The following is a 25,175-nucleotide window of genomic DNA, read 5'->3' on the forward strand; positions in this document are numbered from 1 at the left end:
CTCAGTGGACGGTGACCTCCGGCCGCTCGCCCTTGCGGAAGACGATGTTGCCGTCCTTGCCCTCGTCCACGACCACGTGGTCGCCGGCCTTGAACTCGCCCTGGAGCAGGCGGGTCGCGAGCGGGTCCTGCACCATCCGCTGGATGGCGCGCTTCAGCGGGCGCGCGCCGTAGACCGGATCGTACCCGGCGTCGGCGATGGCCTCGCGCGCCGCCTCGGTGAGCTCGAGGGTGACGTGGCGCTCCTCGATGAGCTTGCGCAGCCGGGCGAGCTGGATCTCCACGATCCGGCCCACGTCCTCGCGGCCGAGCGGCCGGAACACCACGATCTCGTCCACCCGGTTCAGGAACTCGGGGCGGAACTCGCCCCGCAGGTGCTCGAGCGCCGCCTCGCGGATCTGCTGCATGTCCGCGCCGGGGCGGCCGGCGAGGCGCTGGATGTCGGCCGAGCCGATGTTGGAGGTCATGATGATGACCGTGTTGCGGAAGTCCACCGTGCGGCCCTGGCCGTCGGTGAGCCGGCCGTCGTCGAGGATCTGGAGCAGCACGTTGAACACGTCGTGGTGCGCCTTCTCGATCTCGTCGAAGAGCACCACCGCGTACGGCCGCCGCCGCACCGCCTCGGTGAGCTGCCCGCCCTCCTCGTAGCCGACGTAGCCCGGGGGCGCGCCGATGAGCCGCGAGACGGTGTGCTTCTCCATGTACTCGGACATGTCGAGCCGGACCATGGCCCGCTCGTCGTCGAACAGGAACTGCGCGAGCGCGCGGGCGGTCTCGGTCTTCCCCACGCCGGTCGGGCCGAGGAAGATGAACGAGCCGATGGGGCGGTTCGGATCCTGCAGCCCGGAGCGGGCCCGGCGCACCGCCGCGGAGACGGCGCTCACCGCCTCCTCCTGCCCGACCACCCGCTCGTGGAGGCGCTGCTCCATCCCGAGCAGCTTCTCGACCTCGCCCTCCATCAGGCGCGAGACCGGGATGCCGGTCCACTTCGAGACCACCTCGCCGATCTCCTCCGGCGTCACCTCCTCCTTCAGCATGGCGCCGCGGGTCTGCGCCTCGGCCAGCTTCTCCTCGGCGGCCTTCACCCGCCGCGTCAGCTCCGGCAGCCGCCCGAACTTGATCTCGGCGGCCTTCTGGAAGTCGGCCTGCCGCTCGGCCGCGGCCTGCTCGACCTTCAGCGTCTCCAGCTCCTGGCGCGCCTGGCTCAGCTCCTGGATCACCGCCTTCTCGGCGTCCCAGCGCCCCTTCAGCGCGGTGAACTCCTCGTTGCGCGCGGCGAGCTCCTTCTCGACCGCGGCGAGCCGCGCGCGGGAGGCCTCGTCCTGCTCCTTGCGCAGGCCCTGCCGCTCGATCTCGAGCTGCCCGATGCGCCGGCGCACCTCGTCCACCTCGGTCGGCATCGAGTCGATCTCGATGCGCAGCCGGCTGGCCGCCTCGTCCACCAGGTCGATGGCCTTGTCGGGCAGGAAGCGATCCGTGATGTAGCGGCTCGACAGCCGCGCCGCCTCCACCAGCGCCGCGTCCTGGATGCGGACCTTGTGGTGCAGCTCGTACCGGTCCTTCAGGCCGCGCAGGATCGAGATGGTGTCGGTGAGCGACGGCTCGCCCACGAACACCGGCTGGAAGCGCCGCTCCAGCGCCGGGTCCTTCTCGATGTGCTTGCGGTACTCGTTCACGGTGGTGGCGCCCACCGCGTGCAGCTCGCCGCGGGCGAGCGCGGGCTTCAGCATGTTGCCCGCGTCCATGGCGCCCTCGGCGGCGCCGGCGCCCACGATGGTGTGCATCTCGTCGATGAAGAGGATGATCTGGCCCTCCGAGCCGGTCACCTCCTTCAGCACGGCCTTCAGCCGCTCCTCGAACTCGCCGCGGAACTTCGCGCCGGCGAGCAGCGCGCCCAGGTCGAGCGCGAGCAGCCGCTTGTTCTTCAGGCCCTCCGGGACGTCGCCGTCCACGATGCGGCGGGCCAGGCCCTCCACGATGGCGGTCTTGCCCACGCCGGGGTCGCCCACCAGCACCGGGTTGTTCTTGGTGCGGCGCGACAGGATCTGGACCACGCGCCGGATCTCGTCGTCCCGGCCGATGACCGGGTCGAGCTTGCCCTTCCTGGCGAGGTCGGTGAGGTCCTTCGCGTACTTCTCGAGCGCGCGGTACTGGCTCTCGGCCTCGGGCGAGGTGACGCGCGCGCCGCCCCGCACCTCCTGCACCGCCTGGCGGACGCGGTCGGGCGTGGCGCCGGACGCGCGCAGCGCGTCGCCGGCGCCGCCCTTGTCCTCGGCGGCGGCGAGCAGCAGGTGCTCGGTCGAGACGTACTCGTCCTTCAGCTTGCGGGCCCCGTCCTCGGCCCGGTCGAAGAGCTTCAGCAGCCGGTTGGCCGGGTAGGGCTCCGCGCCCGACACCTTCGGCAGCGAGCGCAGCTCGTCCTCCACCCGCGAGGCGACCAGGCGCGGGTCCGCGCCGATCTTCTCCAGCACCGGGCGCGCGATGCCCTCCTCCTGCGCCAGCAGCGCGAGCACGAGGTGCTCGACGTCCACGGCCTGGTGGTCGCGGCGGCGCGCCTCCCCCTGCGCGGCGGCGAGGACCTCCTGCGCCTTCACGGTGAGCTTTTCCATTCGCATGGCGCCAACGTAAGACCGGGAGGACCCCTGGCAAGCGAGCCGTCCCGCCGCGCCGCCGGGCCGGAGGGGGGGGGGGTCGGGTTCCCTCGCCGGAGGGTCGTCCGGGCGCCGATCGCGCACGATCCGTCACGCATTCCTCCCTTGCCTGGGGGCGCCCGGCGTGGAGACTTCCGCCCGAGGCCCGGCGGTCCGGGCGGGAGAGGACGGCCATGGCGAGCGGCGGGCAGGGGTGGAAGGCGATGGCGCTGGCGGCGGCGCTCGGGGTGCTCGGGGCGCCGGGGGCGGCGGGCGCGGGCCCGAAGGCGGCGCCGCCGGCGCAGGCGCCCCCGAAGGCGAAGGGGCCGGCCGGCACCGGCATCCTGCGCGCGCTCGACGCGGCGCTCGGCGAGGTGATCGAGAAGATCTCGCCCGCGGTGGTGCAGGTCACGGTGAGCGGCTACGCGCCGGCCGACGAGACCGCCTCCGGCGCGATCGTGCGCCAGCGCGTCCTCGGGTCCGGCGTCGTGGTGGACCCGGACGGCTACATCGTCACGAACGCGCACGTCGTCGCGGGCGCTCAGCGGGTCCGGATCCTGCTGCCGGAGGGACGCGGCCCGGCGGCGCACACCGCCCGGCGCATCTACGACGCGCGGGTCATCGGCGTGGAGCCGGAGATCGACCTCGCGCTCCTCAAGATCGACGCGCGGAACCTGCCGGTGCTGGCGCTCGGGCGGCGCGAGGTCCGCCCCGGCCAGCTCGTGTTCGCGGTCGGCAGCCCGGAGGGGCTCGCCAGCACCGTGACCATGGGCGTGGTCTCGTCGGTGGCGCGGCAGCCCGACCCGGCGCGGCCGGTCGTCTACATCCAGACCGACGCGCCCATCAACCCGGGGAACAGCGGCGGGCCGCTGGTGGACACCGACGGCAACGTGGTCGGCATCAACACGTTCATCCTCACGCAGGGCGGCGGGAGCGAGGGGCTGGGCTTCGCGATCCCCTCCGACGTGGTGAAGTACGTGTACGAGAGCCTGCGGCGCCACGGCCGCGTGGAGCACAGCATGATCGGGCTCGCCGCCCAGGCCATCACCCCCGGGCTGGCGGCCGGGCTCCGGCTCTCGCAGGACTGGGGCGTGGTGGTCGGCGACGTGGCCCCCGGCAGCCCGGCGGAGAAGGCGGGCGTGTTGGCCGGCGACATCATCGTGTCGGTGGACGGGCGGCCCATCGACGGGATGCCCTCGCTGGCGCCGGCGATCTACCTGCACCCGGCGGACGCGCCGCTCGCGCTGGCGCTCCGGCGCGGCGAGGACGTGCTCTCGGTGAAGGTGGCGGGCGTGGAGCCGCGCCGCCCGGCCGAGCGGCTCGCCGAGGTGGCGGACCTGGCGCGCAGCACCGTCCCGCGGCTCGGGGTGGTGGCGATGGACCTCGACGCGCAGGCGCGCGCCGCCATGCCCGAGCTGCGCTCGCCGGCGGGCGTGGTGGTGGTGGCGCGGGTGCCCGAGGCCGGGCAGGCGGGCGCCGCGCTCGAGCCCGGCGACGTGATCCACGCGGTGAACCGGACGCCCGTCGCCTCGCTCGCCGCGCTCAAGGCGGCCGTGGCCGCGCTCCCCCCCGGCGGTCCCGGCGTGCTCCGGGTGGAGCGCCGCGGCCAGCTGAGCTGGATCGAGCTGGATCTGGACTGAGCTAGGATCGAGGGAGCGGCCGCCCGCCCCCGCCGGTGGCGCGCCATGGGGGGACGCCCCGGGCGGACCCGGGCGGACCTTGCAACGCGCGCCGCGCCCCCGCATCCGATGGGCTTCGCCGCGGAGGTCGCCCGTTCCATCCACGAGCCCGAACCCCGAAGTCCTCTCCGTCGGCCGCGCGCTGCCCGCGACCGTCGCCGACCAGGAAACGCTCATCGCCGCGCTCTCCGCCCACTGGGGCGAGGCGCACTTCAACACCGGCCGGCTGGCCGAGCTCCACCGGGCCACCGGGGTGGCCCGGCGCCACCTCGCGCTCCCGCTCGAGGCGTACTCGCGCCTGGGCGGCTTCGGCGAGGCCAACGCCGCCTACGCGCAGGCCGGCGCGGAGCTGGGCGAGGCGGCGGTCCGCGACGCGCTGGAGCGGGCCGGGCTCGGGCCGTCCGACGTCGGCCACCTGTTCTACGTGACCGTCACCGGCGTCGCGACCCCGTCGCTGGATGCACGGTTGGTGAATCGGATGGCGCTCCCGCGCTCGGTGAAGCGGACGCCCATCTTCGGCCTGGGCTGCCTGGCGGGCGCGGCGGGGCTGGCGCGCGCCTCGGACGCGCTGCGCGCGTTCCCGGACGAGGTCGCGGTGCTGCTGTCGGTCGAGCTCTGCTCGCTCACGCTGCAGCGCGACGACACCTCGATGGCGAACGTCGTCGCGACCGGGCTGTTCGGCGACGGCGCGGCGGCCGTGGTGCTGGGCGGCGGGGCCCGCCCGGCCTCGGCGCGGCCCCGCGGGCCGGAGGTGGTCGCGACCGCGTCGGTGCTCTACCCGGACACCGAGTGGGTGATGGGCTGGGAGGTGGTGGACGGCGGCTTCAAGGTGCTGCTCTCGTCGAAGGTGCCCGACGTCATCGCCGCGAACCTCGGCGCGGACGTGGACCGCTTCCTCGGCGCGCACGGCCTCGATCGCGGGCGCATCCGGCACTGGGTCGCGCACACCGGCGGCCCGAAGGTGCTGGAGGCGGTGGGCGCGGCGCTGGGCCTGCCGCGCGCGGCGCTGGAGCGCTCCTGGCGCTCGCTCCACGACATCGGGAACCTCTCCTCGGCCTCGGTGCTGTTCGTGCTCGGCGACCTGCTCGACTCGGGCGAGGCGCGCGCGGGCGACCTCGGGCTGCTCGCCGCCATGGGCCCCGGCTTCGCGGCCGAGCTGGTGTTGCTGCGATGGTGAGCGCCCGGGACGTCGGCCAGGCGGCGGGTGACGACGCGGAGGGGCGCGTCGCGCAGGAGATCGTGCGGATCGCCCGGGCCGAGCTGCGCCTGGACGGCGCGCACGCCGCGCTGGCGGCCGGGCGCGACGCGCCGCTCGTGGACGCCCTCGACTCGCTCGCGCGGCTCTCGCTGGTGGTCGCGGTCGAGGACCGGTTCCGGATCGCGCTCGACGACGAGGCCGGCCTGGCGGTCCGGACGCTCGGCGACCTCGCGCGGCTGGTGGTGGCGCGCACCGCGCCGGAGCTGCTGCCGTGAGGCTGCGCGGGCCGCCCCAGCCGCCGCCGCGCCACGCCACGCTGGCGCACGCGCTGGCGGCCGCGGCCGCGCACCCCTCCGGCGCGACCTTCCTCGACCTGCACGAGCGCGAGACGTTCCTGCCGTGGTCGGAGGTCCGCGCCCGGGCCGAGCGCGCCGCCGCCAACCTCGTCCACCTCGGCATCCGGCGCGGCGATCGGGTCGCCATCGTGCTCCGGACCGAGCCGGCCTTCCTGGACGCGTTCTTCGGCGCGTGGCTGGCCGGCGCGGTGCCGGTGCCGCTCTACCCGCCGGTGCGGCTGGGCCGGCTCGACGCGTACGCGGTGGACACCGGCCGGATGATCCAGGTGGCGGGGGCGCGCCTGGTCGTCTCCGCGGGCGGCACGCGGCGGCTGCTCGGCGGCGCCGTCGAGCGGGGCGGGCCGGAGCTCGGGTGCGTGGACGTGTCGGCGCTCTCGGCGCTGCCCGCCCGCATCGCGCGCGAGCCGGAGCCGGACGCGCTCGGCCTGGTGCAGTTCTCCTCCGGGACGACGGTGGACCCGAAGCCGGTCGCGCTCACCCACCGCGCGCTCGCGGCCATGACCGACGCGCTGGTCGCGGCGACCTCGGCGGGCCCGGACGACGTGCTCGTGTCGTGGCTGCCGCTCTACCACGACATGGGGCTCATCGGCTGCCTGCTCGCCGCGATGAGCTACCCGGGGCCGCTCGTGCTCATCCCGCCCGAGCACTTCCTCACCCGCCCGGCGCTCTGGCTGCGCGCGCTGGCCCGGCGGCGCGGCACGATCTCGGCCGCGCCCAGCTTCGCGTACGCGTACGCGGCCGACCGGGTGCAGGACGCCGACCTCGCCGGCCTCTCGCTCGCCACGGTGCGGCTGCTGCTCGACGGCGCCGAGCCGGTCTCGGCGGTGGCGCTGCGGCGCTTCGCCGAGCGCTTCCGGCCCCACGGGCTCGACCCGCGGGCGCTCGTGCCGGTGTACGGCCTCAGCGAGGCGGCGCTGGCGGTGACGTTCGCGCGCCCCGGCGGGCCGCTCGGCGGGCTCGGGGTGGACGCCGCCCGGCTCGCGTCGGACGGCGTGGTCGCGCCCGGCGGGCGGGAGGTGATGCCCGTCGGGACCCCGGTCCCGGGCGTCGAGGTCGAGCTGCGCGGCGAGGCCGGCGTGCGCGTGGGGGAGGGGCGCGTCGGGCGCGTGTTCGTGCGGGGCCCCGCGCTCATGCGCGAGTACCTGGGCGACCCGGAGGCGACCGCGCGGGCGCTCCGGGGTGGATGGCTCGACACCGGCGACCTCGGCTTCGTGGTGGACGGCGCGCTCCACCTCCACGGCCGCGCCCGCGACCTCGTGATCGTGCGCGGCGCAAACCACGCGCCGGAGGAGTTCGAGGCGCCGCTCGCGGCGCTGCCCGGCCTGCGCCCGGGCTGCGCGGTGGCGCTCGGCTTCGAGCCGGAGGGCGGCGCCGGCGAGGCGCTGCTCGTGCTCGCGGAGCGCGCCCGGGACGAGGGGACCCCGGACGCCGAGCTCGAGGCGCGGGTCCGGCGCGCGGTGCTGGCCGCGACCGGCATCGCGCCGCACACCGTGCGGCTGCTCGCGCCCGGCACGCTCCCGCGGACGTCCTCCGGCAAGCTGCGGCGCGCCGAGGCGCTGCGCCGCTTCCAGGCGGGGACGCTCACGCCGCCGCAGCCGGTGAGCGCGCTCCGCCTCGCCCTCGCCGCCGCGCGCTCGCAGCTCGCCTTCGGGCGGTCGCGGCGCCGCGGGGGCTGAGCGGTGGCGCGGCTCCGCGACGCCGTGGTGGTGGGCGGCGGACCGGCGGGGCTCGCCTTCGCCGCCGCCGCGGCCGCGCGCGGGCTCGACGTGCTGGTGCTGGAGCGCCGGCGGGGACCGGTGGACAAGGCGTGCGGCGAGGGCATCCTCCCGGCGGGCGTGGCCGCGCTGGAGCGCCTCGGGGTGCGCGCGCGCCTCGGGCCGGCGCAGGCGCGGCCCCTGCGCGAGCTGCGCTGGGTGGACGCGTCGGGGGCCGCGGCCAGGCTGGTGCTGCCCGGGCCGGGAGGGCTGGGCGTGCGGCGCGTGGCGCTCGAGGCCGCGCTCCGCGGGCGCGCGCGGGAGGCCGGCGCGGAGCTCCGGGAGGGCGCCGAGGTGACGGAGCACCGCGTGCTCGCGGACCGGGTGCGGGTCGCGCTGGCGGGCGGGGAGGCGGCGGAGGGGCGGGTGCTCGTCGCCGCCGACGGGCTCGGCTCCCCGACCCGGCGGCGGGCCGGCCTGGAGCGCCCGGTGCGCGCGCCGGAGCGCTTCGGGGTGCGGCGCCACGTGGACGTCCCGGACGCCGGCGACGCGGTCGAGGTGCACTTCGGCGACGGGGTCGAGGCCTACGTGACGCCGGTGGGCCCGCGGCAGGTCGGGGTCGCGTTCCTGTTCGAGCGCGGGGCGGCGCGCTCGTTCGAGGCGCTGATCGGGCGCTTCCCGGCGCTCGCGGCGCGGCTCGAGGGCGCTGCGTTCGCGAGCCCGGCCCGCGGCGCCGGCCCCCTGGCGCGCGCCGCCCGCGCGCGGGTGGCGGACCGGCTCGTGCTGCTCGGCGACGCCGGCGGCTACCTGGACGCCGTCACCGGGGAAGGGCTCTCGCTCGCGTTCGGGTGCGCCCTCGACCTCGCCGCGCTGCTCCCGCGCGCGCTGGCCCGCGGCGCCACCCCCCGCGACCTCGCGGCCTACGAGGGCGCGTGGCGGCGCCGCTACGGACCGTACGCCCGCTGGACCCGGCTCGTGCTCGCGCTCGCGCGACACCCCGCCTTGCGGCGCCGCGTCATCGCCCTCGCGGCCGCGGCCCCGCGCCCGTTCGAGCGGGCGGTCGCGGCCGCGGTGGGCTGAGGGCGAGGCCTCCGCCGTCATCGCACACCGCGCCCGTCCCTGCGCCCCGCGCCTCCATCCGCGCGTCCCGTGGATCGGGGGCGCGGTCGATTCGGTTCACTGTGGGGAACACCCCTCGTGGTAGCGTGCCGCGTCCCTTTCCCGCACCCGGTGCGGAGGAGAGTCCGATGCGGATCCGGTTCGCCCTGCCGGCGGCGGCGCTGGCGCTCCAGGCGTGCGCCACCGTCTCGCAGCCTCCGGTGGAGGTGGAGTCCCCCGTCCCCAAGGCCGCCCAGGTCGCCGCCCAGCAGCAGGCGCAGGCGCCCGCGCCGTCGGCCAAGCGCTACAAGACCCGGATCGCCATCGCGCGGTTCACCAACGAGACGAGCTACGGCCGCTCGCTGCTGAACGACGCCGACCTCGATCGCATCGGCAAGCAGGCCTCCGACATGCTGGCGTCGCGCCTCGTCATGTCGGGCAGCTTCGTGGTGCTGGAGCGCCCCGACCTGCAGAAGCTCGAGCGCGAGCAGGCGCTCCGGGGCGTCGCCGGCCTGGTGGGCGCGGACACGGTGATCTCCGGCTCGGTCACCGAGTTCGGCCGCTCGGTCGGGGGCAAGAAGGGCTTCCTCAGCAGCACCAAGGTCCAGACCGCCCGCGCCAAGGTGGACATCCGCCTGGTGGACGTGAAGACCGGCCACGCGTACTTCTCCGCGCTCGGCGCCGGCGAGGCGAGCACCGAGTCGGGCGAGATCGCCGGCTTCGGCAGCCGCGCCGAGTACGACGCCACCCTGAACGACCGCGCCATCGCGGCCGCCATCTCCGACGTGATCGACCGCCTGGTCTCCACGCTCGCCGCCCGCCCCTGGCGCTCCGACATCCTCGAGGTGCAGGGCAGGCAGGTGTTCATCTCCGGCGGCCGCCACCAGGGCGTCCGGGAGGGCGACGTGCTCGCGGTGATGGAGGCGGGCAACACGGTGAAGAGCCGCCAGACCGGGTTCGAGGTGGCGCTCCCGCCGAAGCGCGTCGGGACGATCAAGGTGCTGTCGCTGTTCGGCGACGGCGAGACCAGCGAGGGCGCCGTGTGCGAGGTGACGTCCGGCGCCATCGAGAAGGCCGCCCTCCCCAAGCTCTTCGTGGCCGAGGCCACGCCGTGAGGTACGCCATGCGGAACGTGGTCTTCGCGGCGGCGGCCGCCGCGCTGGTGGCGGGCTGCGCCATGCCGCAGACGGTCGTGAAGACGATCGAGAGCCGCCCCAGCCTCGCGGTGGCGGGCGCGCCCGCCGGCGCCGTGCTGGTGGTGGACGGGCAGCCGGTGGGCGATGCGAGCGCGTACGACGGCAACCCCACCGTGCTGCGCGTCGAGCCGGGCACGCACCAGGTGGAGATCCGCGACCCGTCCGGCGCCGCGGTGTACCGGCAGACGGTGTTCGTCGAGAGCGAGCTGAAGACGGTGAGGGTGCACTGATGCGCGCGTCCCTCCGCGCGGTCCTCGTCCTCGCCGCGACCGCGGCCCTGCTGCAGGGGTGCGCCGGGCGCACGCTCTACCGCTGGGGCGCGTACGACGACGCGCTGTACGCCCACTACAAGAACCCGCAGGACCGCGAGGCGTTCGTCGAGCGCCTGCGCGTCGTCATCGACGAGGCGGACCAGGCCGGGGAGAAGGTCCCGCCGGGCTGCTACGCCGAGTACGGGTACGCGCTCTACGAGGAGGCCAGGTACGAGGACGCCTCGCGGTACTTCAAGCTCGAGCGCGAGAAGTGGCCCGAGTCCGGCGTGCTCATGCAGAAGATGATCGGCCTCGCCGACCGGCGCGGCGGCAAGGAGCCGGCGGCGCCCGCGCCGGCGAAGCCCGCCAGCGCCCCGCCGAAGGCCACCAGGGCGCCCGCGAAGGCGCCGGCCAAGGCCGCCGCCACGCACGGTCCGGCCGGCGCGCTGGAGCGGAGGTGAACATGGAACGGCTCGCATCGGTCGCGGGACGCATCGCATCGCTCGCGGCGCTCGCCGCGCTGCTCTCCGCCTGCGGCACCGCCCAGGTGAAGAAGGACTACGGCGCGTTCAACACCGCCCGCCCGCGCGCCATCCTGGTGGTGCCGGTGGTGAACAAGAGCGTCGAGATCGACGCGCCGGAGTACTTCCTCTCCACGCTGCCGGTGCCGGTGGCGGAGCGCGGCTACTACGTGTTCCCGGTCAACCTGGTGAAGCGCGTGCTCGAGGACGACGGCCTCGCCGACGCCTCGCTGGTGCACGGCGCCGACCCGGTGCGCCTCTGCTCGCTGTTCGGGGCCGACGCGGTGCTGCTCGCCTCCATCGAGAAGTGGGAGGCGAAGTACATGGTCGTCACCACCCAGGTGAACGTCGAGTTCGAGTACGTGCTGAAGGACGGCAAGACCGGCCAGACGCTCTGGACCGAGCGCCGGTCCATGAGCTACCAGCCCGGCAACTCCGGGGGCGGCCTCATCGGCGCGCTGGTGAACGCCGCCGTCACGAAGGCCTCGCCGAACTACATGCCGCTGGCGCGGCAGGCGAACGCGCAGGCGTTCGCGTGGCCGGGCCCCGGCTTCCCGGCGGGGCCGTATCGCGCGGAGTACGGCCAGGACGTCCAGGTCGTGGCCGCGCAACGGTGAGGGCAGGCCGCCGGCGCTCGCATCCGGGGGCGCCGGCGGGTAGGCTCCCGCCGCCCCATGTCCAAGCTCCTCCTGTTCTACCTGCTGGTCCAGCTCACCGGCAGCCCGCTCGGCGCCCTCGCGCTCCTGCTCGCCGTCTGGTGGGCGACCGACCGGATGACGGTGGGCGTCCTGCCCGATCCGCTCCGCGGGGTGGCACGGTGGCGCCGCCGGCTCCAGCTCGCCCGCGCGCTCGAGGTGAACCCGCACGACCGCCGCGCGCGGCTCGAACTCGCCGATCTCCTGCTCGCCGGGCGCCGCCCGGCCCGCGCCGCCCAGGTGCTCCGGCCCAACGTGGAGGCGGGGGACGAGGACGCGCACACCGCGTTCCTGATGGGCGCGGCGCTCGGCCGGAGCGGTCAGGCCGAGCCGGCGGAGCGCGCGCTCGCCGTGGCCCGCGCCGCGGATCCCGACTTCCGGGCCGGGGAGATCGACCTCGAGCTCGGGCGGCAGCGCCTGGGCCGCGGCGATGCCGCCGGCGCCCGCGAGGCGCTGGAGCGGCTCCTGGTGGAGCGCCCCGGCTCGGTGGAGGGGCGGCTCTGGCTGGCGCGCGCGCTCGACAAGCTCGGGGACCAGGACGGCGCGCGCCGCCGGCGCGAGGAGGGCTGGCGCGAGTACGTCTCGCTGCCCCGCTTCCACCGCAAGCACGAGCGCCCGTTCGCGTGGCGGCTGCAGCCCTGGCGCCCCGCGGCGGTCGCCCTCGGGGTGGTGCTGGTCCTCGCCGCGGTCGCCGCCGCGGCCGGTTGACGCACCGCGCATCGCCGGGGACGCCCCCGCGTTCCGCCCCATCACGGCCCGCCCCGCAGAATCAAGACCGTTTCGCGGACCGCTCCTGGCTAGGATGGCCGCAAAGGAGAACCCATCATGCGCGCCACCGTCCTGGGCGCCGGTTCCTGGGGAACCGCGCTCGCCTCCCTCCTCGCCGGCAAGGGCTACACCGTCACCTCGTGGGACAAGGACGCCGCGGTCCTCGACGACATCGCGCGCAACCACCGCAACGAGCGCTACCTGCCCGGCCTGCAGCTCCCGCCGACCCTGCACGCCAGCGGCGAGGTCGCGAAGGCGCTGGAGGGCGCGGAGCTGGTGGTCCTGGCCGTGCCCTCGCATGCGGTCCGCCCGGTGGTGATCGAGGCGAAGCGCCACGTGCACGCCGGCACGCCCATCGTCTGCGTCGCCAAGGGCATCGAGCTCGACACGCTCATGACCATGACCGAGGTCGTCGAGGACGTGCTGCCGGTCCCGCTCCACCCGTACCTGGCGGTCCTCTCCGGCCCGTCCTTCGCGAAGGAGGTCGCGAAGGGCCTGCCCACCGCGGTCACCGTGGCGGCGCGCTGGGAGCGGATCGCGAAGCAGGTGCAGGACGCCTTCCACACCAAGACGTTCCGCCCGTACACCTCCGGTGACGTGGTGGGCTGCGAGGTCGGCGGCTGCGTGAAGAACGTCGTCGCCATCGCGGCCGGCATCTCCGACGGCATGGGCTTCGGCGCGAACGCGATGGCGGCGCTCGTCACCCGCGGGCTCGCCGAGATCACGCGGCTGGCGGTGCGCAAGGGCGCGAACCCGCTCACGCTGTCCGGCCTGGCCGGCCTGGGCGACCTGGTGCTGACCTGCTCGTCGGACCTGTCGCGCAACCGGACGGTCGGGCGCGGGCTCGCGGCGGGCAAGACCGCCGACGCGATCCAGCGCGAGCTCGGGCAGGTGGCGGAGGGCGTGCGCAACGCGCGCAGCGCGCGGGAGCTGGCGAAGCGGCTCGGCGTCGACATGCCCATCACCGAGGCGATCTACCGGGTGCTGTACGAGGGGCTCGCGCCGCGCGAGGCGGTGACGGCGCTCATGATGCGCGAGACCAAGCCGGAGCTGTGACCGGCGCCGGGCGCGCACGGGGCCCGCGCCGCCGCGGCCCCGCGCGCACCGCCGGTGCGGCCCCGCACCGGCCCCGTGCGGATCGGCCCGGGGCGAAGTACACATGAGGCCATGTCCGAGCCCCTGCGCCCCGAGGCCTCCCGAGAGCTGACCGGCACGCCCCTCGCGTTCACGGAGGGTTGCCGCCGCGACATGGACCGCGCCCGCGCCGAGGCCGCCCGGGCCCGCGCGCTCGGGCCGGCGGGCGGCCTGGCCACGCTGGAGGCGTTCGACGCGGCGTTCGCGGCGCTCTCCGAGGCCGCCTCGCGCGCCAGCCTGGCGCGCAACGTCCACCCGGATCCGGCGCTGCGCGATGCGGCCGAGGCCGCGGAGCGCGAGGTGGACGCGCTCTCCACCGAGCTGTCGCTCGACCGCGGCCTGTACGACGCGCTGGCGGGGCTCGACCCCTCGGGCCTCGACGCCGCCACCCGCCACCTGGTGGAGAAGAGCCTGCGCGACTTCCGCCGGGCCGGCGTGGACCGAGACGACGCCACCCGCGCGCGCGTGAAGGCGCTCCGCGAGGAGCTGGTGCGGGTGGGGCAGGAGTTCGGGCGCAACATCAAGGACGACGTGCGCCGGCTGGAGGTCGAGCCGGCCGCGCTGGACGGGCTCCCGGAGGACTGGCGCCGCGCGCACGCCCCCGGGCCAAACGGCCGGGTGACGCTCACCACCGACAACACCGACTACGTGCCGTTCCTGACCTATGCGCGGAGCGCCGCGGCGCGCGAGGCGCTCTGGCGGCTGTACCGGCTGCGCGGCCACCCGCGCAACCTCGAGGTGCTCTCGCGCATGCTGGCGCGGCGCGCCGACCTGGCGCGGCTGCTCGGCTACCCGAGCTGGGCCGCCTACGTCACCGAGGACAAGATGATCGGGAGCGAGGGCGCCGCGGCCGACTTCATCGAGCGGATCGCGGGCGCCGCCGAGGCGCGCATGCGGCGGGACCACGCCCAGCTCCTCGAGCGCAAGCGCGAGGACAGCCCGGGCGCCGACCGCGTCGACCCGTGGGACTCGGCCTGGCTCCAGGAGCGGGTGAAGGCGGAGCGCTACGGCTTCGACTCGCAGTCGGTGCGGCCGTACTTCGAGTATCAGCGCGTGAAGCAGGGGGTGCTGGACGTCACCGGGCGGATCTTCGGCATCGCCTACCGCCGCGCGCCGGACGCGCCGGTGTGGCACCCCGAGGTCGAGGCCTGGGACGTGATCGAGGACGGCGCGCTGCTCGGCCGCGTGTACCTCGACATGCACCCGCGCGACGGCAAGTACAAGCACTACGCCCAGTTCACGCTCGCGTCGGGGCAGGCCGGCCGGCGGCTGCCGGAGGGCGTGCTGGTGTGCAACTTCCCGCGCCCGGCCGCGGGCGCGCCGGCGCTCATGGAGCACGGCGACGTCCGCACCTTCTTCCACGAGTTCGGCCACCTGCTGCACCACGTGCTCGGCGGCCACACCCGCTGGGCGGGCCAGTCCGGCGTCGCGACCGAGTGGGACTTCGTGGAGGCGCCCTCGCAGATGCTGGAGGAGTGGGTGTGGGACCCGGAGGTCCTCGCCACCTTCGCGCGCCACGTCGAGACCGGCGAGCCCATCCCCGCCGAGCTGGTGGCGCGGATGAAGGCGGCCGACGAGTACGGCAAGGGCCTGATGGTCCGGCAGCAGATGTTCTACGCCGCGACCAGCCTCGAGCTGCACCGGCGCGATCCCGCCGCGCTCGACACCACCGCGCTCGTCGCCGAGCTGCAGGAGCGCTACACGCCGTTCCGCCACGTGCCCGGGACCTACTTCCACGAGTCCTTCGGACACCTCGACGGGTACAGCGCCATTTACTATACGTACATGTGGTCGCTCGTGATCGCGAAGGACCTGCTGGGCCCGTTCCGCGAGGCCGGGCTGCTCGACCCCGCCCCCGCCCGCCGCTACCGCCGGGCCGTGCTGGAGCCGGGCGGCTCCAAGCCCGCGGCCGACCTCGTGAAGGACTTCCTCGGCCGGCCGCACGCCTTCGACGCGTTCGCCGCCTGGCTCGAGGCCTGATCGCCCGCCGGCGCCCGTCACCCGGCGCCGTAGCCTCGATCGCGGCATGGCGGGCCGCCGCAGGCCCGCCTATGTCCTCTCGATGAGCGAGCCCGCCCTCGAGACCCGCGCCGTCCGCACCGCCGTCCCGCCGGAGGGCGAGCCGGTGCGCGCCGAGGTCCCGCGGCGGCGCATCAAGGACCTCGAGGTGATGGTCGCGGACGTGATCGAGGAGACCGCCGACACCACCACGCTCGTGCTCTTCACCGGCAACGATCGGCTCGACTACCTGGCCGGTCACTTCCTGACCATCGACCCGCGCCAGTTCCCGGCGCTCGAGCGGTGGGTGGCCTACCTGGAGGACCTGAAGGGCAAGCGCGAGGCGCCGCGCGCCTACTCGCTGGCGTCCGCGCCGCACGAGCGCTACCTCGCCATCACGGTGAAGGAGGAGACGTACCAGAGCGGGCGCACCCGGTACCCGCCGCTCCTCTCGCCGATGCTGGTGCGGCGCACGCCGCGCGGCAGCCGCTTCGTCATCACCGGCTTCACCGGCCCGTACGTGCTGCCGCCGCGGGTCGAGGAGAAGACCGACCACCTCGTACACGTGGTGGCCGGCTCCGGCTCGGTGCCGAACTGGTCGATCCTGAAGCACGCGCTCCGCGAGCACCCGCGCCTGCGCCACACGTTCGTCTACTCGAACCGGACCTGGGACGACGTCATCTACCGCGACGGCCTGCGCCAGCTCGCGGCCGAGCACCCCGACCGGCTGCGCGTGGTGCACACGCTCACCCGCGAGCCGGAGCCGGAGCGCCGCGGGCCCGGCGTGCGGCGCGGCCGCATCTCGGCGGAGCTGCTCCGCGAGCTCGTCCCGGATCCGCGCGCCGCGCTCTGGTACGCGTGCGGCCCCGCGGTCGGGCCGATCGAGCGCGCCGCCGCGAAGGAGCGCGGGGAGACCCCGGCCCCCCGGTTCCTGGAGGCCGCGCTCGCCGCCCTGGACGAGCTCGGCGTGCCGCGCGACCGGGTGAAGCGCGAGTCGTACGGGTAGCGCCGGGCGCCATTCCGTGGCGCCCGCGCGCGCGACGATCTACCTTTCCGCCCGCCCGTGCCCCGGACCCTGCGCGCCATCCCCACGCTCCTCAAGATCGGCTTCGCCGAGGCGGTCGCGTACCGCGCCGAGATGGTGGTGTGGCTGCTCTCCACCAACATGCCGCTCGTCATGCTGGCGCTGTGGACGGCGGTGGCCCGCGACGCGCCGGTGGGGCGCTTCGGTCAGCGCGACTTCGTGGCCTACTACCTCGCCACGCTGGTGGTCCGGCTGCTCACCGGCGCCTGGGTGATCTGGGAGCTGAACTACGAGATCCGCCAGGGCACGCTCGCGTTCCGGCTGCTCCGGCCGGTCCACCCGCTGCTCGCCTACGCGGCGGAGAACCTCTCCGCCATCCCGGTGCGCCTGCTGGTGTCGCTGCCCATCGCGCTCGGCGCGCTCCTGGTGGTCGGCCGCGACCGGCTCACCGGCGACCCGCTGCTGGTGGCGCTGTTCCCGGTGACGGTGCTGGGCGCCTGGCTCATCACGTTCCTCGCCATGGCGATCATCGGCGCCCTGGCGTTCTGGATCGACCAGGCCGGCTCGCTGTTCGAGATCTGGCTGGGCCTGTTCGGCGTGTTCTCCGGGTACCTCGTGCCGCTCGAGCTGTTCCCGCACTGGGTGGCGACCGCGGCGCGCTTCCTGCCGTTCCGGTACATGCTGGCGTTCCCGGTGGAGATGATCATCGGGATGACCCCGCGCTCGGCCGCGCTCGCCGAGCTCGCCATCCAGTGGGCGTTCGTGGGCGCGCTGGCGCTGGGCGCGCGGGCCGCCTGGGCGCTCGGGCTGCGCCGCTTCGCGGCGTTCGGAGGGTAGGTGAGACGCTACCTCCGCCTGCTCGCCGTGCAGTTCCGCGCCTCGGCCGCGGTGGCCATGCAGTACCGCGTCGAGTTCCTGGTGGAGGGCGCGCTGGCGCTGTTCTGGACCGGGTGGTCGCTCGTGCCGCTGCTGGTGGTCTACGGCAGCCGCGACGCCGTCGCCGGGTGGAGCTTCGACGAGGCGCTGGTGGTGATGGGCTGGTTCACGCTCATGAAGGGCGTGCTGGAGGGCGCGGTGAACCCGTCGCTCACCACCGTGGTCGAGCACATCCGCAAGGGCACGCTCGACTTCGTGCTGCTGAAGCCGGCCGACGCGCAGTTCCTCGTCTCCACCGCCAAGTTCGAGCCGTGGCGGATCATCGACGTGCTGGGCGGGCTCGTCATCTTCGCGGTGGCGTTCCACCGCATGGGCCGGCCGCCGGCGGCGGGCGGCGTCCTCGCGGCGTGCCTGCTGTTCGGGGCCGCCACGGTGATCCTGTACTCGCTCTGGATCATCGTGGTCGCCGCCGCCTTCTTCGTGGTGAAGGTGGACAACCTCTCGTTCCTGTTCGTGTCGATCTACGACGCCGCGCGCTGGCCGGCGTCGGTGTTCCGCGGCGCGCTCCGGGTGATCTTCACCTTCATCGTGCCGCTCGCGGTGATGACGACCTTCCCCGCCGAGGCGCTGCTGGGCCGGCTGGCGCCGCCCAGGGCCCTGCTCATCGCCGCCGGCGCGGTGGCGTTCGCGGGGCTCGCCCGCGCGGTCTGGCTCCGCTCCATCTCCCGCTACACGTCCGCGTCGTCCTAGCGAGAGGCGCCCCCCATCGATCCGGCGTGCCGCCGGGCCCGCGCTTCGACTACATTCCGGCCGGCATGCTCCGCCTGACCTTCCTCGGCACCTCCGCCGCCCAGCCCACCATCCGGCGCAACCTCACCGGCCACGCGGTGCGGCGGGAGCGCGAGCTGTTCCTGGTGGACTGCGGCGAGGGCACCCAGCGCCAGCTCATCCAGTTCGGCGCCGGGTTCGACGTGGCGGCCATCTTCTTCACCCACTTCCACGCCGACCACTACCTCGGCGCGATCGGCTTCCTCCGGACGCTGTCGATGCAGAACCGCACCGAGCCGCTCGACCTCTACGGCCCGCGCCCGGCGAAGCGGCTGCTCGAGACCATGCTGTTCACCGGCGCGGAGCGCTTCAGCTACGAGGTCCGGATCCACGAGGTGCGCGCGGGCGAGGCGGTGCGCCGCGACGGCTGCGCCATGGTCCCGTTCCCCACCGAGCACCGGACGCCGTCGCTCGGCTGGGCGCTCCGCGAGGACGCCCGGCCGGGCCGCTTCCACCCGGACAAGGCCGAGGCGCTCGGGATCCCGAAGGGCCCGCTGTTCGGCGCGCTCCAGCGCGGCGAGCCGGTGACGTTGCCCGACGGCCGCACCGTGCGGCCGGAGGAGGTGGTCGAGGCGGCGCGGCGCGGCCGGTCGCTGGTCATCACCGGCGACACGCGCCCGTGCGCGGCGACGGTGGAGGCGGCGCGGGGCGCGGACGTGCTGGTGCATGACTGCACCTTCGGCGACGGCGAGGCGGAGCGGGCCGAGGAGACGCTCCACTCGACCGCCCGCGGCGCGGCCCGGGTGGCGCACGACGCGGGCGTGGGCCGGCTCGTGCTCACGCACCTGTCCACCCGCTACGACCGCGCCTGGGAGCCGCTCGTGGAGCAGGCGCGCGAGGTCTGGCAGGGCCCGCTCGACGTGGCGCACGACGGCATGGTGCTCGAGGTCCCGCTGCCGGCGTGACGGGGCGGCGCCTCGCCCTGCCTCGCCCATACGCGGGGCCATCGGCATGGCCTGCGCTGGACCGGGCGGATCCCGTCCTTAGGTTCCGCGCATGATCACCGTCCGCAAGTCCGAGGCCCGGGGCCACTTCGATCACGGCTGGCTCGACACCCGCCACACCTTCTCGTTCGCCGACTACCACGACGAGGCGCACATGGGCTTCCGCGCCCTGCGCGTCGTCAACGAGGATCGGGTCAAGCCGGGCGAGGGGTTCGGCACGCACGGCCACCGCGACATGGAGATCCTCTCCTACGTGCTCGCCGGCACGCTCGCGCACCGCGACTCCACCGGCGGCGGCGGGCGCCTGCGGCCGGGCGAGGTGCAGCGCATGAGCGCGGGCACGGGCGTGATGCACTCCGAGTTCAACGGATCGGACCGCGAGGAGGTCCACTTCCTCCAGATCTGGCTCATCCCCGACCGGCAGGGCGTGAAGCCCTCCTACGAGCAGCGGGAGGTCCCGGAGGCCGAGCGCCGCGGCAGGCTGCGCCTGATCGCCGCGCCCGACGGCGCCGAGGGCGCGACCACCATCCAGACGGACGCACGGGTGTACGCGACGCTCCTCGCGGCCGGCGAGCGCGCCGCGCTCCCGCTCGCGGCGGGCCGGCACGCCTGGGTGCAGGTGGCGCGCGGCGAGGCCACCGTGAACGGCGAGCGGCTCCGCGCCGGCGACGGCGCGGCGCTCTCCGGCGAGGCCGAGGTCGCGCTCGCCGGGGCGGGGGAGGGCACGGCCGAGCTGCTGGTGTTCGACCTCGCCTGAACGTGCGCGAGGCGGCGCCCCGGCGGGCTCGCGGGCTCGCCGGGGCCGGCTGCCGCCTGGCCCGCGCGCCGCTGTTCCGCCGGAACGCGGGTTGGTCTAGAACCACGGGCGTGCCGAACACGCCCGCCGACGACCTGGCGCGCTGGGTCCCCCGCCTGCTCGCCACCTGGCGCGCCGCGCGCAAGGGTCCCCCGCGCCGCGGCCCCCGCCCCCCGCCGGACGCGCTCCTGCCCGAGGAGCTGCGCGAGGTCGGGGCGGCGGTGGCCCGGCTCTCGCGCGGCCTCACCCGCGACCGCGAGCTGGCCGGCGCCCGCTACATGGACGAGGAGCGGCTCCTCGGCGCCTACCTGCTCTTCTACTGGCCGGTCTCGTACCTCCAGGCGCGCGGCGTCCTCTCCGAGCTGCCGCGCCGCCCGCGCGCCGTGCTCGACCTCGGCAGCGGGCCCGGCCCCATGGCGTTCGCCGCGCTCGACGCCGGCGCCGCCGAGGTGACCGCCGCGGACCGCTCCGCCCGCGCGCTCGCCGCCGCGCGCGAGCTGGCCCGCCACGCCGGCGAGCCGCTCGCCACCCGCGAGTGGAACCCGGCCCGGGCCGGGCTGGCCGCGCTCGCCGGCGGCCGGCGCTTCGACCTCGTCTCGATGGGCCACGTGCTGAACGAGCTGTGGAAGGGCCAGGACGAGGACCGGCGCCGCGCCGGGCTGCTCGAGGAGGCGCTCGCCCTGGTGGCGCCGGGCGGCTCGCTCCTCGTGATCGAGCCGGCGCTCCGCGACACCTCGCGGGCGCTGCTGCGCGTGCGCGACCTCCTGGTCGAGCGCGGCGCCGCGGTGCGCGCCCCGTGCCTGTTCCGCGGCCCGTGCCCGGCGCTGCTGCGCGACACCGACTGGTGCCACGCCGAGCGGCCGGTGGACCCGCCGCCGCTGGTGGCGCAGATCGCGAAGGCGGCCGGGCTGCGGCGCGAGGCGGTGAAGATGAGCTACCTCGTGGTGGCGGCGCCGGGCGAGGCCTGGCAGGCGCCGCCGGCCGGCAAGGTGTTCCGCATCGTCTCCGAGCCGCTGCCGTCGAAGGGCCGGCTGCGCTACATGGGCTGCGGCCCCGAGGGCCGGATGGGCCTCAGCCTCCAGGAGAAGCACGTGCGCCCGGAGAACCGCGCCTTCGAGCGGCTCCTGCGCGGCGACGTGGTGGAGGTGACCGGGGCCGAGCCGCGCGGGGACGGGCTGGCGCTGGGCGAGGCCTCCACGGTGAAGGTGCTCGCGCCGGCGGGGCGGCCGGTGCCGCCACCGCGCGACGAGCGCTGAGAGCACGTGAACCCATCCCCTCCCGTCGCCGCGGCGGCCGATCCGCGTCGCATCGCGTCGTTGCTCCTCCCTCACATGCCTCGGGGCATGCTCGGTCGTCGCGCCTCGCGCTGCTCGCGTCTCGACCGCCTGGCTCGGTCCGGGGATGGATTCACGCGCTCTGAGGCGCCCGCTACTTCGCCGGCTCCGCCGCGCGCCGCGACGCGCGGAACAGCTCGGAGAAGACCTCCTCGAGCGGCGGGTCCTCCACCGTGAGGTCGGTCACCGGCATGGCCGCGAGCAGGCGCGCCACCACCGCCGAGACCTCCTCGGCCGCCACCTGCAGCGTGGCGCTCCCGGGCTCGGCCGACACCACCTGGCCGAAGCGGGCCAGGTCCCCGCCCGACGGCCCCGCGCCGTTGCCGGTCGCGAGCCGCAGCACGATCCGCTTGTCCGGGCGCATCCGGTGCGCGAGCGCGCGCAGGTCGCCGTCGTAGATGATCCGGCCGTGGTCGATGACCACCACCCGCGGGCAGAGCTGCAGCACGTCCTCCATGTAGTGGCTGGTCAGGATCACCGAGGCGCCGTAGCGCTCGTTGTACGCCTTCACGAACTGGCGCACGGTGGCCTGCATGGAGACGTCGAGCCCGATGGTCGGCTCGTCCAGGAACAGCACCCGCGGCCGGTGCAGGAGCGCCGCCGCCAGCTCGCACTTCATCCGCTCGCCCAGCGAGAGCTGGCGGGTGGGCTTCTGCACCAGCGGCCCCAGCTCGAGCAGCTCGGTCAGCTCCGCCACCGTCTCCTGGAACTGTGCGCGCGGGATGTCGTAGACGGCGCGGTTCAGCTCGAACGTCTCGGCGGGCGGCAGGTCCCAGATCAGCTGCTGCTTCTGGCCCATCACCAGCGTGATGGCCTTCAGGAACGCCGGCTCGCGGCGGCGCGGCACGTGCCCGGCCACCGTGACGTCGCCGGCGGTGGGGTGCAGCAGCCCGGAGAGCATCTTCAGGGTGGTGGTCTTGCCCGCCCCGTTCGGCCCCAGGAAGCCGACGCGCTCGCCTTCACCGACGGAGAAGTCGATGCCGTCCACCGCGCGCACCGTCTCGTAGGTGCGGTGGAACAGCGCGCGCACCGCGGCGGCGAGGCCGGGGGGGCGCCGGGCGACGCGGTAGTGCTTGGCGAGGGCGCGGACCTGGATCACGGGGGCGAGATATTGCGGCCCGGACCTCCCGGGGGCAACCCCCGTGTCGCGCGGCCGGTTACCATGGGTTCATGGCCGCCACGAAGAAGAAGCGCCCGGTCACCAAGACCGGCCGTCCCCGCGCCCGCAAGGGGGTGACGCTGAAGCCGACCGAGCTCGGCGCCCAGCAGGTGGCGCTCGCGGAGCGGCCGCCGGAGCTCGAGGCGCTGGCGCAGGCGGTCGAGGCGGACGGCGGGGCGGTGCTGGCCGCCTACCGCGAACCGCTGGGCGGCCACCCGCTCCTGTTCGTGGCGCTGCCGGTCGAGAAGGTGGAGCGCACCGCGTTCCAGCGCGACGTCTCCGACGCGCACGTGCGCAAGCTCACGCTCGCCATGGACAAGACCCGCCGGTACCTCGATCCCATCGTCGCGGTGCGCGAGGGCGAGCGGTACCTCACGCCGAACGGCGGCCACCGGCTCACCGCGCTGAAGGAGCTCGGGGCGCGGACGGTGCTGGCGCTGCTCGTGCCGGAGCGCGAGGTCGCGTACCAGATCCTCGCGCTCAACATCGAGAAGGCGCACAACCTCCGCGAGAAGGCGCTCGAGGTGGTGCGCATGTACCGCGACCTCGCCGGCGCGCTCGATCCCAGGGAGAGCGAGATGGCGCTCGAGTTCGAGGAGCCGGCGCTCGTCACGCTCGGCTTCGCCTACGAGCAGCGGCCGCGCCTCTCCGGCGGCGCCTACGCGCCCATCCTGCGGAAGGTGGACGCGCTCTCGGACGAGAAGCTCTCCCGGGCGCTGGCCGAGCGCGAGCGGCGCGCCGGGGTGCTGCTCGCGTTCGACGACGCGGTGGGCGAGGCGGTGGCGCGGCTGAAGGCGCGCGGGTTCGACTCGCCCTACCTCAAGAACTTCGTGGTGGCGCGGGTGAACCCGCTCCGGTTCATGAAGGGGGCGGCGCCCCCGTTCGACGAGCTGTTCGCGCAGATGACGAAGCGCGCCCAGGGGATGGACCCCGGCAAGATCAAGAGCGAGGACGTGGCGCGCAGCGGCGGCGCGCCCGAGGCGGAGTAGCGGCCGCGCTCGGGGGGCTCAGCGGCGCTGGGCGCCGCGGGCCTCGGTGCGCGCCAGGACCAGCCGGAGCTCGAGCTCGCCCCCGATGGTGGCGAGCGTCGCCTCGTCCACGTGGTCCTCCGCGTAGGGGAAGACCTCGCGCTCCTCCCAGCGCACGTGCCGCTCCAGCAGCTCGGCGAACGCGGTGAGCGCGGCCCGCAGCTCCTGGGGGCGCGCCGTGCGCGCGCTCTCGAGCAGGCGCGTCAGCTCGGCGTGCTCCGAGCCCAGCCGGTGGAGGTCGGCGCCGGTGAGGTGCCGCCCGAGCACGTCCTCCTCGGTACGGCTGTGGGTCCGGAAGACCTGCTCGTCGAAGCGCCGCGCCAGGGCGAGCAGCCCCGGCAGGTCCTTCGGGGCGCCCGCGCTCTCCGGGTGGCCGGCCAGCCCCATCTTGAGCTGGAACGCGACCAGCATCGCCTGGTGGTGCTCGCTCGAAAGTGGCTTCAGCTGGCGGGAACGCCTCATGGATCAATCGTGCCCGGCCCCCCTGACGTGCGCAAGGGCGCCTGCCGGCTCCATCCCCGCACCCCGAATCCCCGGGGGGGAGCAGCGGTCCTTGGTTGACGCTTCGCGCCATGCTCACTACATCTGGCCAGGCAACCGACCGATTTCCGAGTCAACCGGAGCTGCGCTCATGGGCATGAACGGTTCTCCTCCGCCCGGCCGGCGGGCCGCGGTCGTGGCCGGCCTTCGCACCCCGTTCGTCAAGGCGGGCACCGACTTCAAGGACCTCTCCGCCACCGACCTCGGCGCGCTGGTGGTGAACGAGCTGGTGGTGCGGAGCGGGCTGCCGCCGAAGGCGTTCGACTCCGTCATCTTCGGCCAGGTCATCCCCTCGCCCACGGTCACGCTCATCGGCCGGGAGATGGTCCTGCGCACCCAGCTGCCGCGGAGCGTGCAGGCGCACACCGTGGCGCGCGCCTGCGCGACCTCGATCCAGGCGGCCACCGACGCCGCCGACCAGATCCGGCTCGGCCACTCCGACTGCGCCATCGCCGGCGGCGCCGAGTCGGTCTCGGACGCGCCCATCTTCGCCTCGCGCCCGCTGGCGCAGGCGCTGGTGGAGCTGAGCCGCGCGCGCACGCTCGCCGACCGCGCCCGCATCCTCGCCGGCCTGCGCCCGAAGGACTTCACGCCCACGCCGCCCGCGCTGAAGGAGCCCACCACCGGGCTCACCATGGGCGAGAGCGCCGAGAAGATGGCGCAGGTGAACGGCATCTCGCGCGCGGCGCAGGACCGGCTCGCGTACGAGAGCCACCGGCGCGCCGCCGAGGCCTGGGACGCCGGCCGCTTCGACGCCGAGGTGATGCACGTCCCGGTGCCGCCGCGCTACGACCACGTGGCGGCCCGCGACAACATCGTGCGCAAGGACACCACCGTCGAGACGCTCGCGAAGCTCCGCCCGGTGTTCGACCGCAAGTACGGGACCATCACCGCCGGCAACGCCTCGCCGCTCACCGACGGCGCGGCGGCGCTCGTGCTCATGAGCGAGGAGCGGGCGAAGGCGCTCGGGATGAAGCCGCTCGGCTTCCTGAAGGCCTACGCCTATGCCGCGCTCGACCCGCGCGACCAGCTGCTGCAGGGGCCGGCCTACGCCGCGCCGGTGGCGCTGGAGCGCGCCGGGCTCCGGCTCGCCGACATGGACCTCGTGGACATGCACGAGGCCTTCGCCGCGCAGGTGCTCTCGAACCTGCAGGCGTTCGCCTCGAAGGACTTCGCCGAGCGCGAGCTGGGACGCTCCGAGCCGCTCGGCGAGGTGGACCCGGCGCGGCTGAACGTGAACGGCGGCTCGATCGCGCTCGGGCACCCGTTCGCCGCCACCGGGGCGCGCATGATCCTGCAGACGCTCCGCGAGCTGGGGCGCCGCGGCGGGCAGCACGCGCTCATCACGGTGTGCGCGGCGGGCGGCCTGGGCGCGGCGGTGGTGCTCGAGCGGGAGTGACTCGCCCCCGGCGCCCGCCCCGCGGCGGCG

The 25,175-nt window shown here is 75.3% G+C and carries 23 protein-coding genes; 20 read left to right on the forward strand and 3 right to left on the reverse strand.

Translation table 11 applies throughout. The features are described from left to right. Window position 1: 1 nt before the first annotated feature. Window positions 2-2,614, reverse strand: a complete 2,613-nt coding sequence (clpB, locus tag ANAEK_RS02050) for an ATP-dependent chaperone ClpB (RefSeq protein ID WP_012524488.1) — start codon at window positions 2,612-2,614, stop codon at window positions 2-4. A gap of 209 nt (window positions 2,615-2,823) precedes the next feature. Between clpB and ANAEK_RS02055 the strand changes: the two genes are divergently transcribed. From ANAEK_RS02055 to ANAEK_RS02140, 18 genes are all read left to right on the forward strand, one after another. Further along, entirely contained in the window at window positions 2,824-4,269 is a 1,446-nt protein-coding gene (locus ANAEK_RS02055) for a trypsin-like peptidase domain-containing protein (protein ID WP_012524489.1), read from the forward strand. Between the two features lie 79 nt (window positions 4,270-4,348). Continuing rightward, window positions 4,349-5,485: a type III polyketide synthase gene (locus ANAEK_RS02060; RefSeq protein ID WP_012524490.1), complete on the forward strand. Its 1,137-nt coding sequence runs from the start codon at window positions 4,349-4,351 to the stop codon at window positions 5,483-5,485. Then, the gene (locus ANAEK_RS02065; protein ID WP_012524491.1) at window positions 5,479-5,781 is read left to right on the forward strand and encodes an acyl carrier protein; all 303 of its coding nucleotides are present in this window, start codon (window positions 5,479-5,481) and stop codon (window positions 5,779-5,781) included. The genes ANAEK_RS02060 and ANAEK_RS02065 overlap by 7 nt, the downstream gene beginning before the upstream one ends. Further along, window positions 5,778-7,538 (forward strand): AMP-binding protein, encoded by a 1,761-nt coding sequence (locus ANAEK_RS02070; RefSeq protein WP_012524492.1) that lies wholly within the window; start codon window positions 5,778-5,780, stop codon window positions 7,536-7,538. Before ANAEK_RS02065 ends, ANAEK_RS02070 begins: the two co-directional genes overlap by 4 nt. 3 nt (window positions 7,539-7,541) lie before the next feature. Further along, on the forward strand, window positions 7,542-8,636 hold the full coding sequence (locus tag ANAEK_RS02075; protein WP_012524493.1) for an NAD(P)/FAD-dependent oxidoreductase: 1,095 nt from the start codon (window positions 7,542-7,544) through the stop codon (window positions 8,634-8,636). Between the two features lie 167 nt (window positions 8,637-8,803). Beyond that, window positions 8,804-9,769, forward strand: a complete 966-nt coding sequence (locus ANAEK_RS02080; protein WP_012524494.1) for a CsgG/HfaB family protein — start codon at window positions 8,804-8,806, stop codon at window positions 9,767-9,769. An 8-nt stretch (window positions 9,770-9,777) separates the two neighbouring features. Continuing rightward, window positions 9,778-10,080 (forward strand): hypothetical protein, encoded by a 303-nt coding sequence (locus ANAEK_RS02085; RefSeq protein ID WP_012524495.1) that lies wholly within the window; start codon window positions 9,778-9,780, stop codon window positions 10,078-10,080. Next, on the forward strand, window positions 10,080-10,562 hold the full coding sequence (locus tag ANAEK_RS02090) for a DUF4810 domain-containing protein (protein WP_012524496.1): 483 nt from the start codon (window positions 10,080-10,082) through the stop codon (window positions 10,560-10,562). The genes ANAEK_RS02085 and ANAEK_RS02090 overlap by 1 nt, the downstream gene beginning before the upstream one ends. Window positions 10,563-10,564: 2 nt before the next feature. Beyond that, on the forward strand, window positions 10,565-11,239 hold the full coding sequence (locus tag ANAEK_RS02095; protein WP_012524497.1) for a GNA1162 family protein: 675 nt from the start codon (window positions 10,565-10,567) through the stop codon (window positions 11,237-11,239). A gap of 57 nt (window positions 11,240-11,296) precedes the next feature. Beyond that, window positions 11,297-12,025 (forward strand): lipopolysaccharide assembly protein LapB, encoded by a 729-nt coding sequence (locus ANAEK_RS02100; protein ID WP_012524498.1) that lies wholly within the window; start codon window positions 11,297-11,299, stop codon window positions 12,023-12,025. Window positions 12,026-12,142: 117 nt separating this feature from the next. Continuing rightward, window positions 12,143-13,141, forward strand: coding sequence for an NAD(P)H-dependent glycerol-3-phosphate dehydrogenase (locus tag ANAEK_RS02105; RefSeq protein WP_012524499.1), 999 nt, complete (start codon window positions 12,143-12,145; stop codon window positions 13,139-13,141). Between the two features lie 111 nt (window positions 13,142-13,252). Further along, the gene (locus tag ANAEK_RS02110; RefSeq protein WP_012524500.1) at window positions 13,253-15,199 is read left to right on the forward strand and encodes a M3 family metallopeptidase; all 1,947 of its coding nucleotides are present in this window, start codon (window positions 13,253-13,255) and stop codon (window positions 15,197-15,199) included. 46 nt (window positions 15,200-15,245) lie between these two features. Next, on the forward strand, window positions 15,246-16,223 hold the full coding sequence (locus ANAEK_RS02115; RefSeq protein ID WP_012524501.1) for an oxidoreductase: 978 nt from the start codon (window positions 15,246-15,248) through the stop codon (window positions 16,221-16,223). A 57-nt stretch (window positions 16,224-16,280) separates the two neighbouring features. Continuing rightward, a complete protein-coding gene (locus ANAEK_RS02120; RefSeq protein WP_012524502.1) occupies window positions 16,281-17,078 on the forward strand; it encodes an ABC-2 family transporter protein in 798 nt (265 codons plus the stop codon). Continuing rightward, window positions 17,079-17,867 carry an ABC transporter permease gene (locus ANAEK_RS02125; protein ID WP_012524503.1) on the forward strand — a complete coding sequence of 263 codons (789 nt, stop codon included), beginning with the start codon at window positions 17,079-17,081 and terminating at the stop codon, window positions 17,865-17,867. Window positions 17,868-17,932: 65 nt separating this feature from the next. Beyond that, on the forward strand, window positions 17,933-18,850 hold the full coding sequence (gene rnz, locus ANAEK_RS02130; RefSeq protein ID WP_041454166.1) for a ribonuclease Z: 918 nt from the start codon (window positions 17,933-17,935) through the stop codon (window positions 18,848-18,850). A gap of 91 nt (window positions 18,851-18,941) precedes the next feature. Further along, complete coding sequence (locus tag ANAEK_RS02135) at window positions 18,942-19,646, forward strand: pirin family protein (RefSeq protein ID WP_012524505.1); 705 nt, start codon at window positions 18,942-18,944, stop codon at window positions 19,644-19,646. A 110-nt stretch (window positions 19,647-19,756) separates the two neighbouring features. Continuing rightward, entirely contained in the window at window positions 19,757-20,941 is a 1,185-nt protein-coding gene (locus ANAEK_RS02140; RefSeq protein WP_041454013.1) for a small ribosomal subunit Rsm22 family protein, read from the forward strand. 172 nt (window positions 20,942-21,113) lie between these two features. Here ANAEK_RS02140 and ANAEK_RS02145 read toward each other — a convergent pair whose 3' ends face one another. Beyond that, window positions 21,114-22,118, reverse strand: coding sequence for an ATP-binding cassette domain-containing protein (locus tag ANAEK_RS02145; RefSeq protein ID WP_012524507.1), 1,005 nt, complete (start codon window positions 22,116-22,118; stop codon window positions 21,114-21,116). Between the two features lie 71 nt (window positions 22,119-22,189). Here ANAEK_RS02145 and ANAEK_RS02150 point away from each other — a divergent pair, with 71 nt between their 5' ends. Continuing rightward, a complete protein-coding gene (locus ANAEK_RS02150; protein ID WP_012524508.1) occupies window positions 22,190-23,167 on the forward strand; it encodes a ParB N-terminal domain-containing protein in 978 nt (325 codons plus the stop codon). 18 nt (window positions 23,168-23,185) lie between these two features. Here the strand turns inward: ANAEK_RS02150 and ANAEK_RS02155 are convergent, their stop codons facing one another. Continuing rightward, window positions 23,186-23,668: a hemerythrin domain-containing protein gene (locus tag ANAEK_RS02155; RefSeq protein ID WP_012631845.1), complete on the reverse strand. Its 483-nt coding sequence runs from the start codon at window positions 23,666-23,668 to the stop codon at window positions 23,186-23,188. Between the two features lie 169 nt (window positions 23,669-23,837). On the opposite strand from ANAEK_RS02155, the gene fadI reads away from it, so the two are divergent. Next, a complete protein-coding gene (gene fadI / locus ANAEK_RS02160) occupies window positions 23,838-25,145 on the forward strand; it encodes an acetyl-CoA C-acyltransferase FadI (RefSeq protein ID WP_012524510.1) in 1,308 nt (435 codons plus the stop codon). The last annotated feature ends 30 nt before the right edge of the window (window positions 25,146-25,175 follow it).

It is taken from the genome of Anaeromyxobacter sp. K (genome assembly GCF_000020805.1).
Taxonomy (GTDB): Bacteria; Myxococcota; Myxococcia; order Myxococcales; family Anaeromyxobacteraceae; genus Anaeromyxobacter; species Anaeromyxobacter dehalogenans.

Excerpts from the sequence above, each read along its gene's own strand:
- ANAEK_RS02065 (WP_012524491.1), top strand. The coding sequence starts at position 5,479 with ATGGTGAGCGCCCGGGACGTCGGCCAGGCGGCGGGTGACGACGCGGAG.
- rnz (WP_041454166.1), top strand. The coding sequence starts at position 17,933 with ATGCTCCGCCTGACCTTCCTCGGCACCTCCGCCGCCCAGCCCACCATC.
- ANAEK_RS02110 (WP_012524500.1), top strand. The coding sequence starts at position 13,253 with ATGTCCGAGCCCCTGCGCCCCGAGGCCTCCCGAGAGCTGACCGGCACG.
- ANAEK_RS02135 (WP_012524505.1), top strand. The coding sequence starts at position 18,942 with ATGATCACCGTCCGCAAGTCCGAGGCCCGGGGCCACTTCGATCACGGC.
- ANAEK_RS02085 (WP_012524495.1), top strand. The coding sequence starts at position 9,778 with ATGCGGAACGTGGTCTTCGCGGCGGCGGCCGCCGCGCTGGTGGCGGGC.
- ANAEK_RS02095 (WP_012524497.1), top strand. The coding sequence starts at position 10,565 with ATGGAACGGCTCGCATCGGTCGCGGGACGCATCGCATCGCTCGCGGCG.
- ANAEK_RS02090 (WP_012524496.1), top strand. The coding sequence starts at position 10,080 with ATGCGCGCGTCCCTCCGCGCGGTCCTCGTCCTCGCCGCGACCGCGGCC.
- ANAEK_RS02055 (WP_012524489.1), top strand. The coding sequence starts at position 2,824 with ATGGCGAGCGGCGGGCAGGGGTGGAAGGCGATGGCGCTGGCGGCGGCG.
- ANAEK_RS02155 (WP_012631845.1), bottom strand. The coding sequence starts at position 23,668 with ATGAGGCGTTCCCGCCAGCTGAAGCCACTTTCGAGCGAGCACCACCAG.
- ANAEK_RS02100 (WP_012524498.1), top strand. The coding sequence starts at position 11,297 with ATGTCCAAGCTCCTCCTGTTCTACCTGCTGGTCCAGCTCACCGGCAGC.
- fadI (WP_012524510.1), top strand. The coding sequence starts at position 23,838 with ATGGGCATGAACGGTTCTCCTCCGCCCGGCCGGCGGGCCGCGGTCGTG.
- ANAEK_RS02150 (WP_012524508.1), top strand. The coding sequence starts at position 22,190 with ATGGCCGCCACGAAGAAGAAGCGCCCGGTCACCAAGACCGGCCGTCCC.
- ANAEK_RS02105 (WP_012524499.1), top strand. The coding sequence starts at position 12,143 with ATGCGCGCCACCGTCCTGGGCGCCGGTTCCTGGGGAACCGCGCTCGCC.
- ANAEK_RS02080 (WP_012524494.1), top strand. The coding sequence starts at position 8,804 with ATGCGGATCCGGTTCGCCCTGCCGGCGGCGGCGCTGGCGCTCCAGGCG.
- ANAEK_RS02115 (WP_012524501.1), top strand. The coding sequence starts at position 15,246 with ATGGCGGGCCGCCGCAGGCCCGCCTATGTCCTCTCGATGAGCGAGCCC.
- clpB (WP_012524488.1), bottom strand. The coding sequence starts at position 2,614 with ATGCGAATGGAAAAGCTCACCGTGAAGGCGCAGGAGGTCCTCGCCGCC.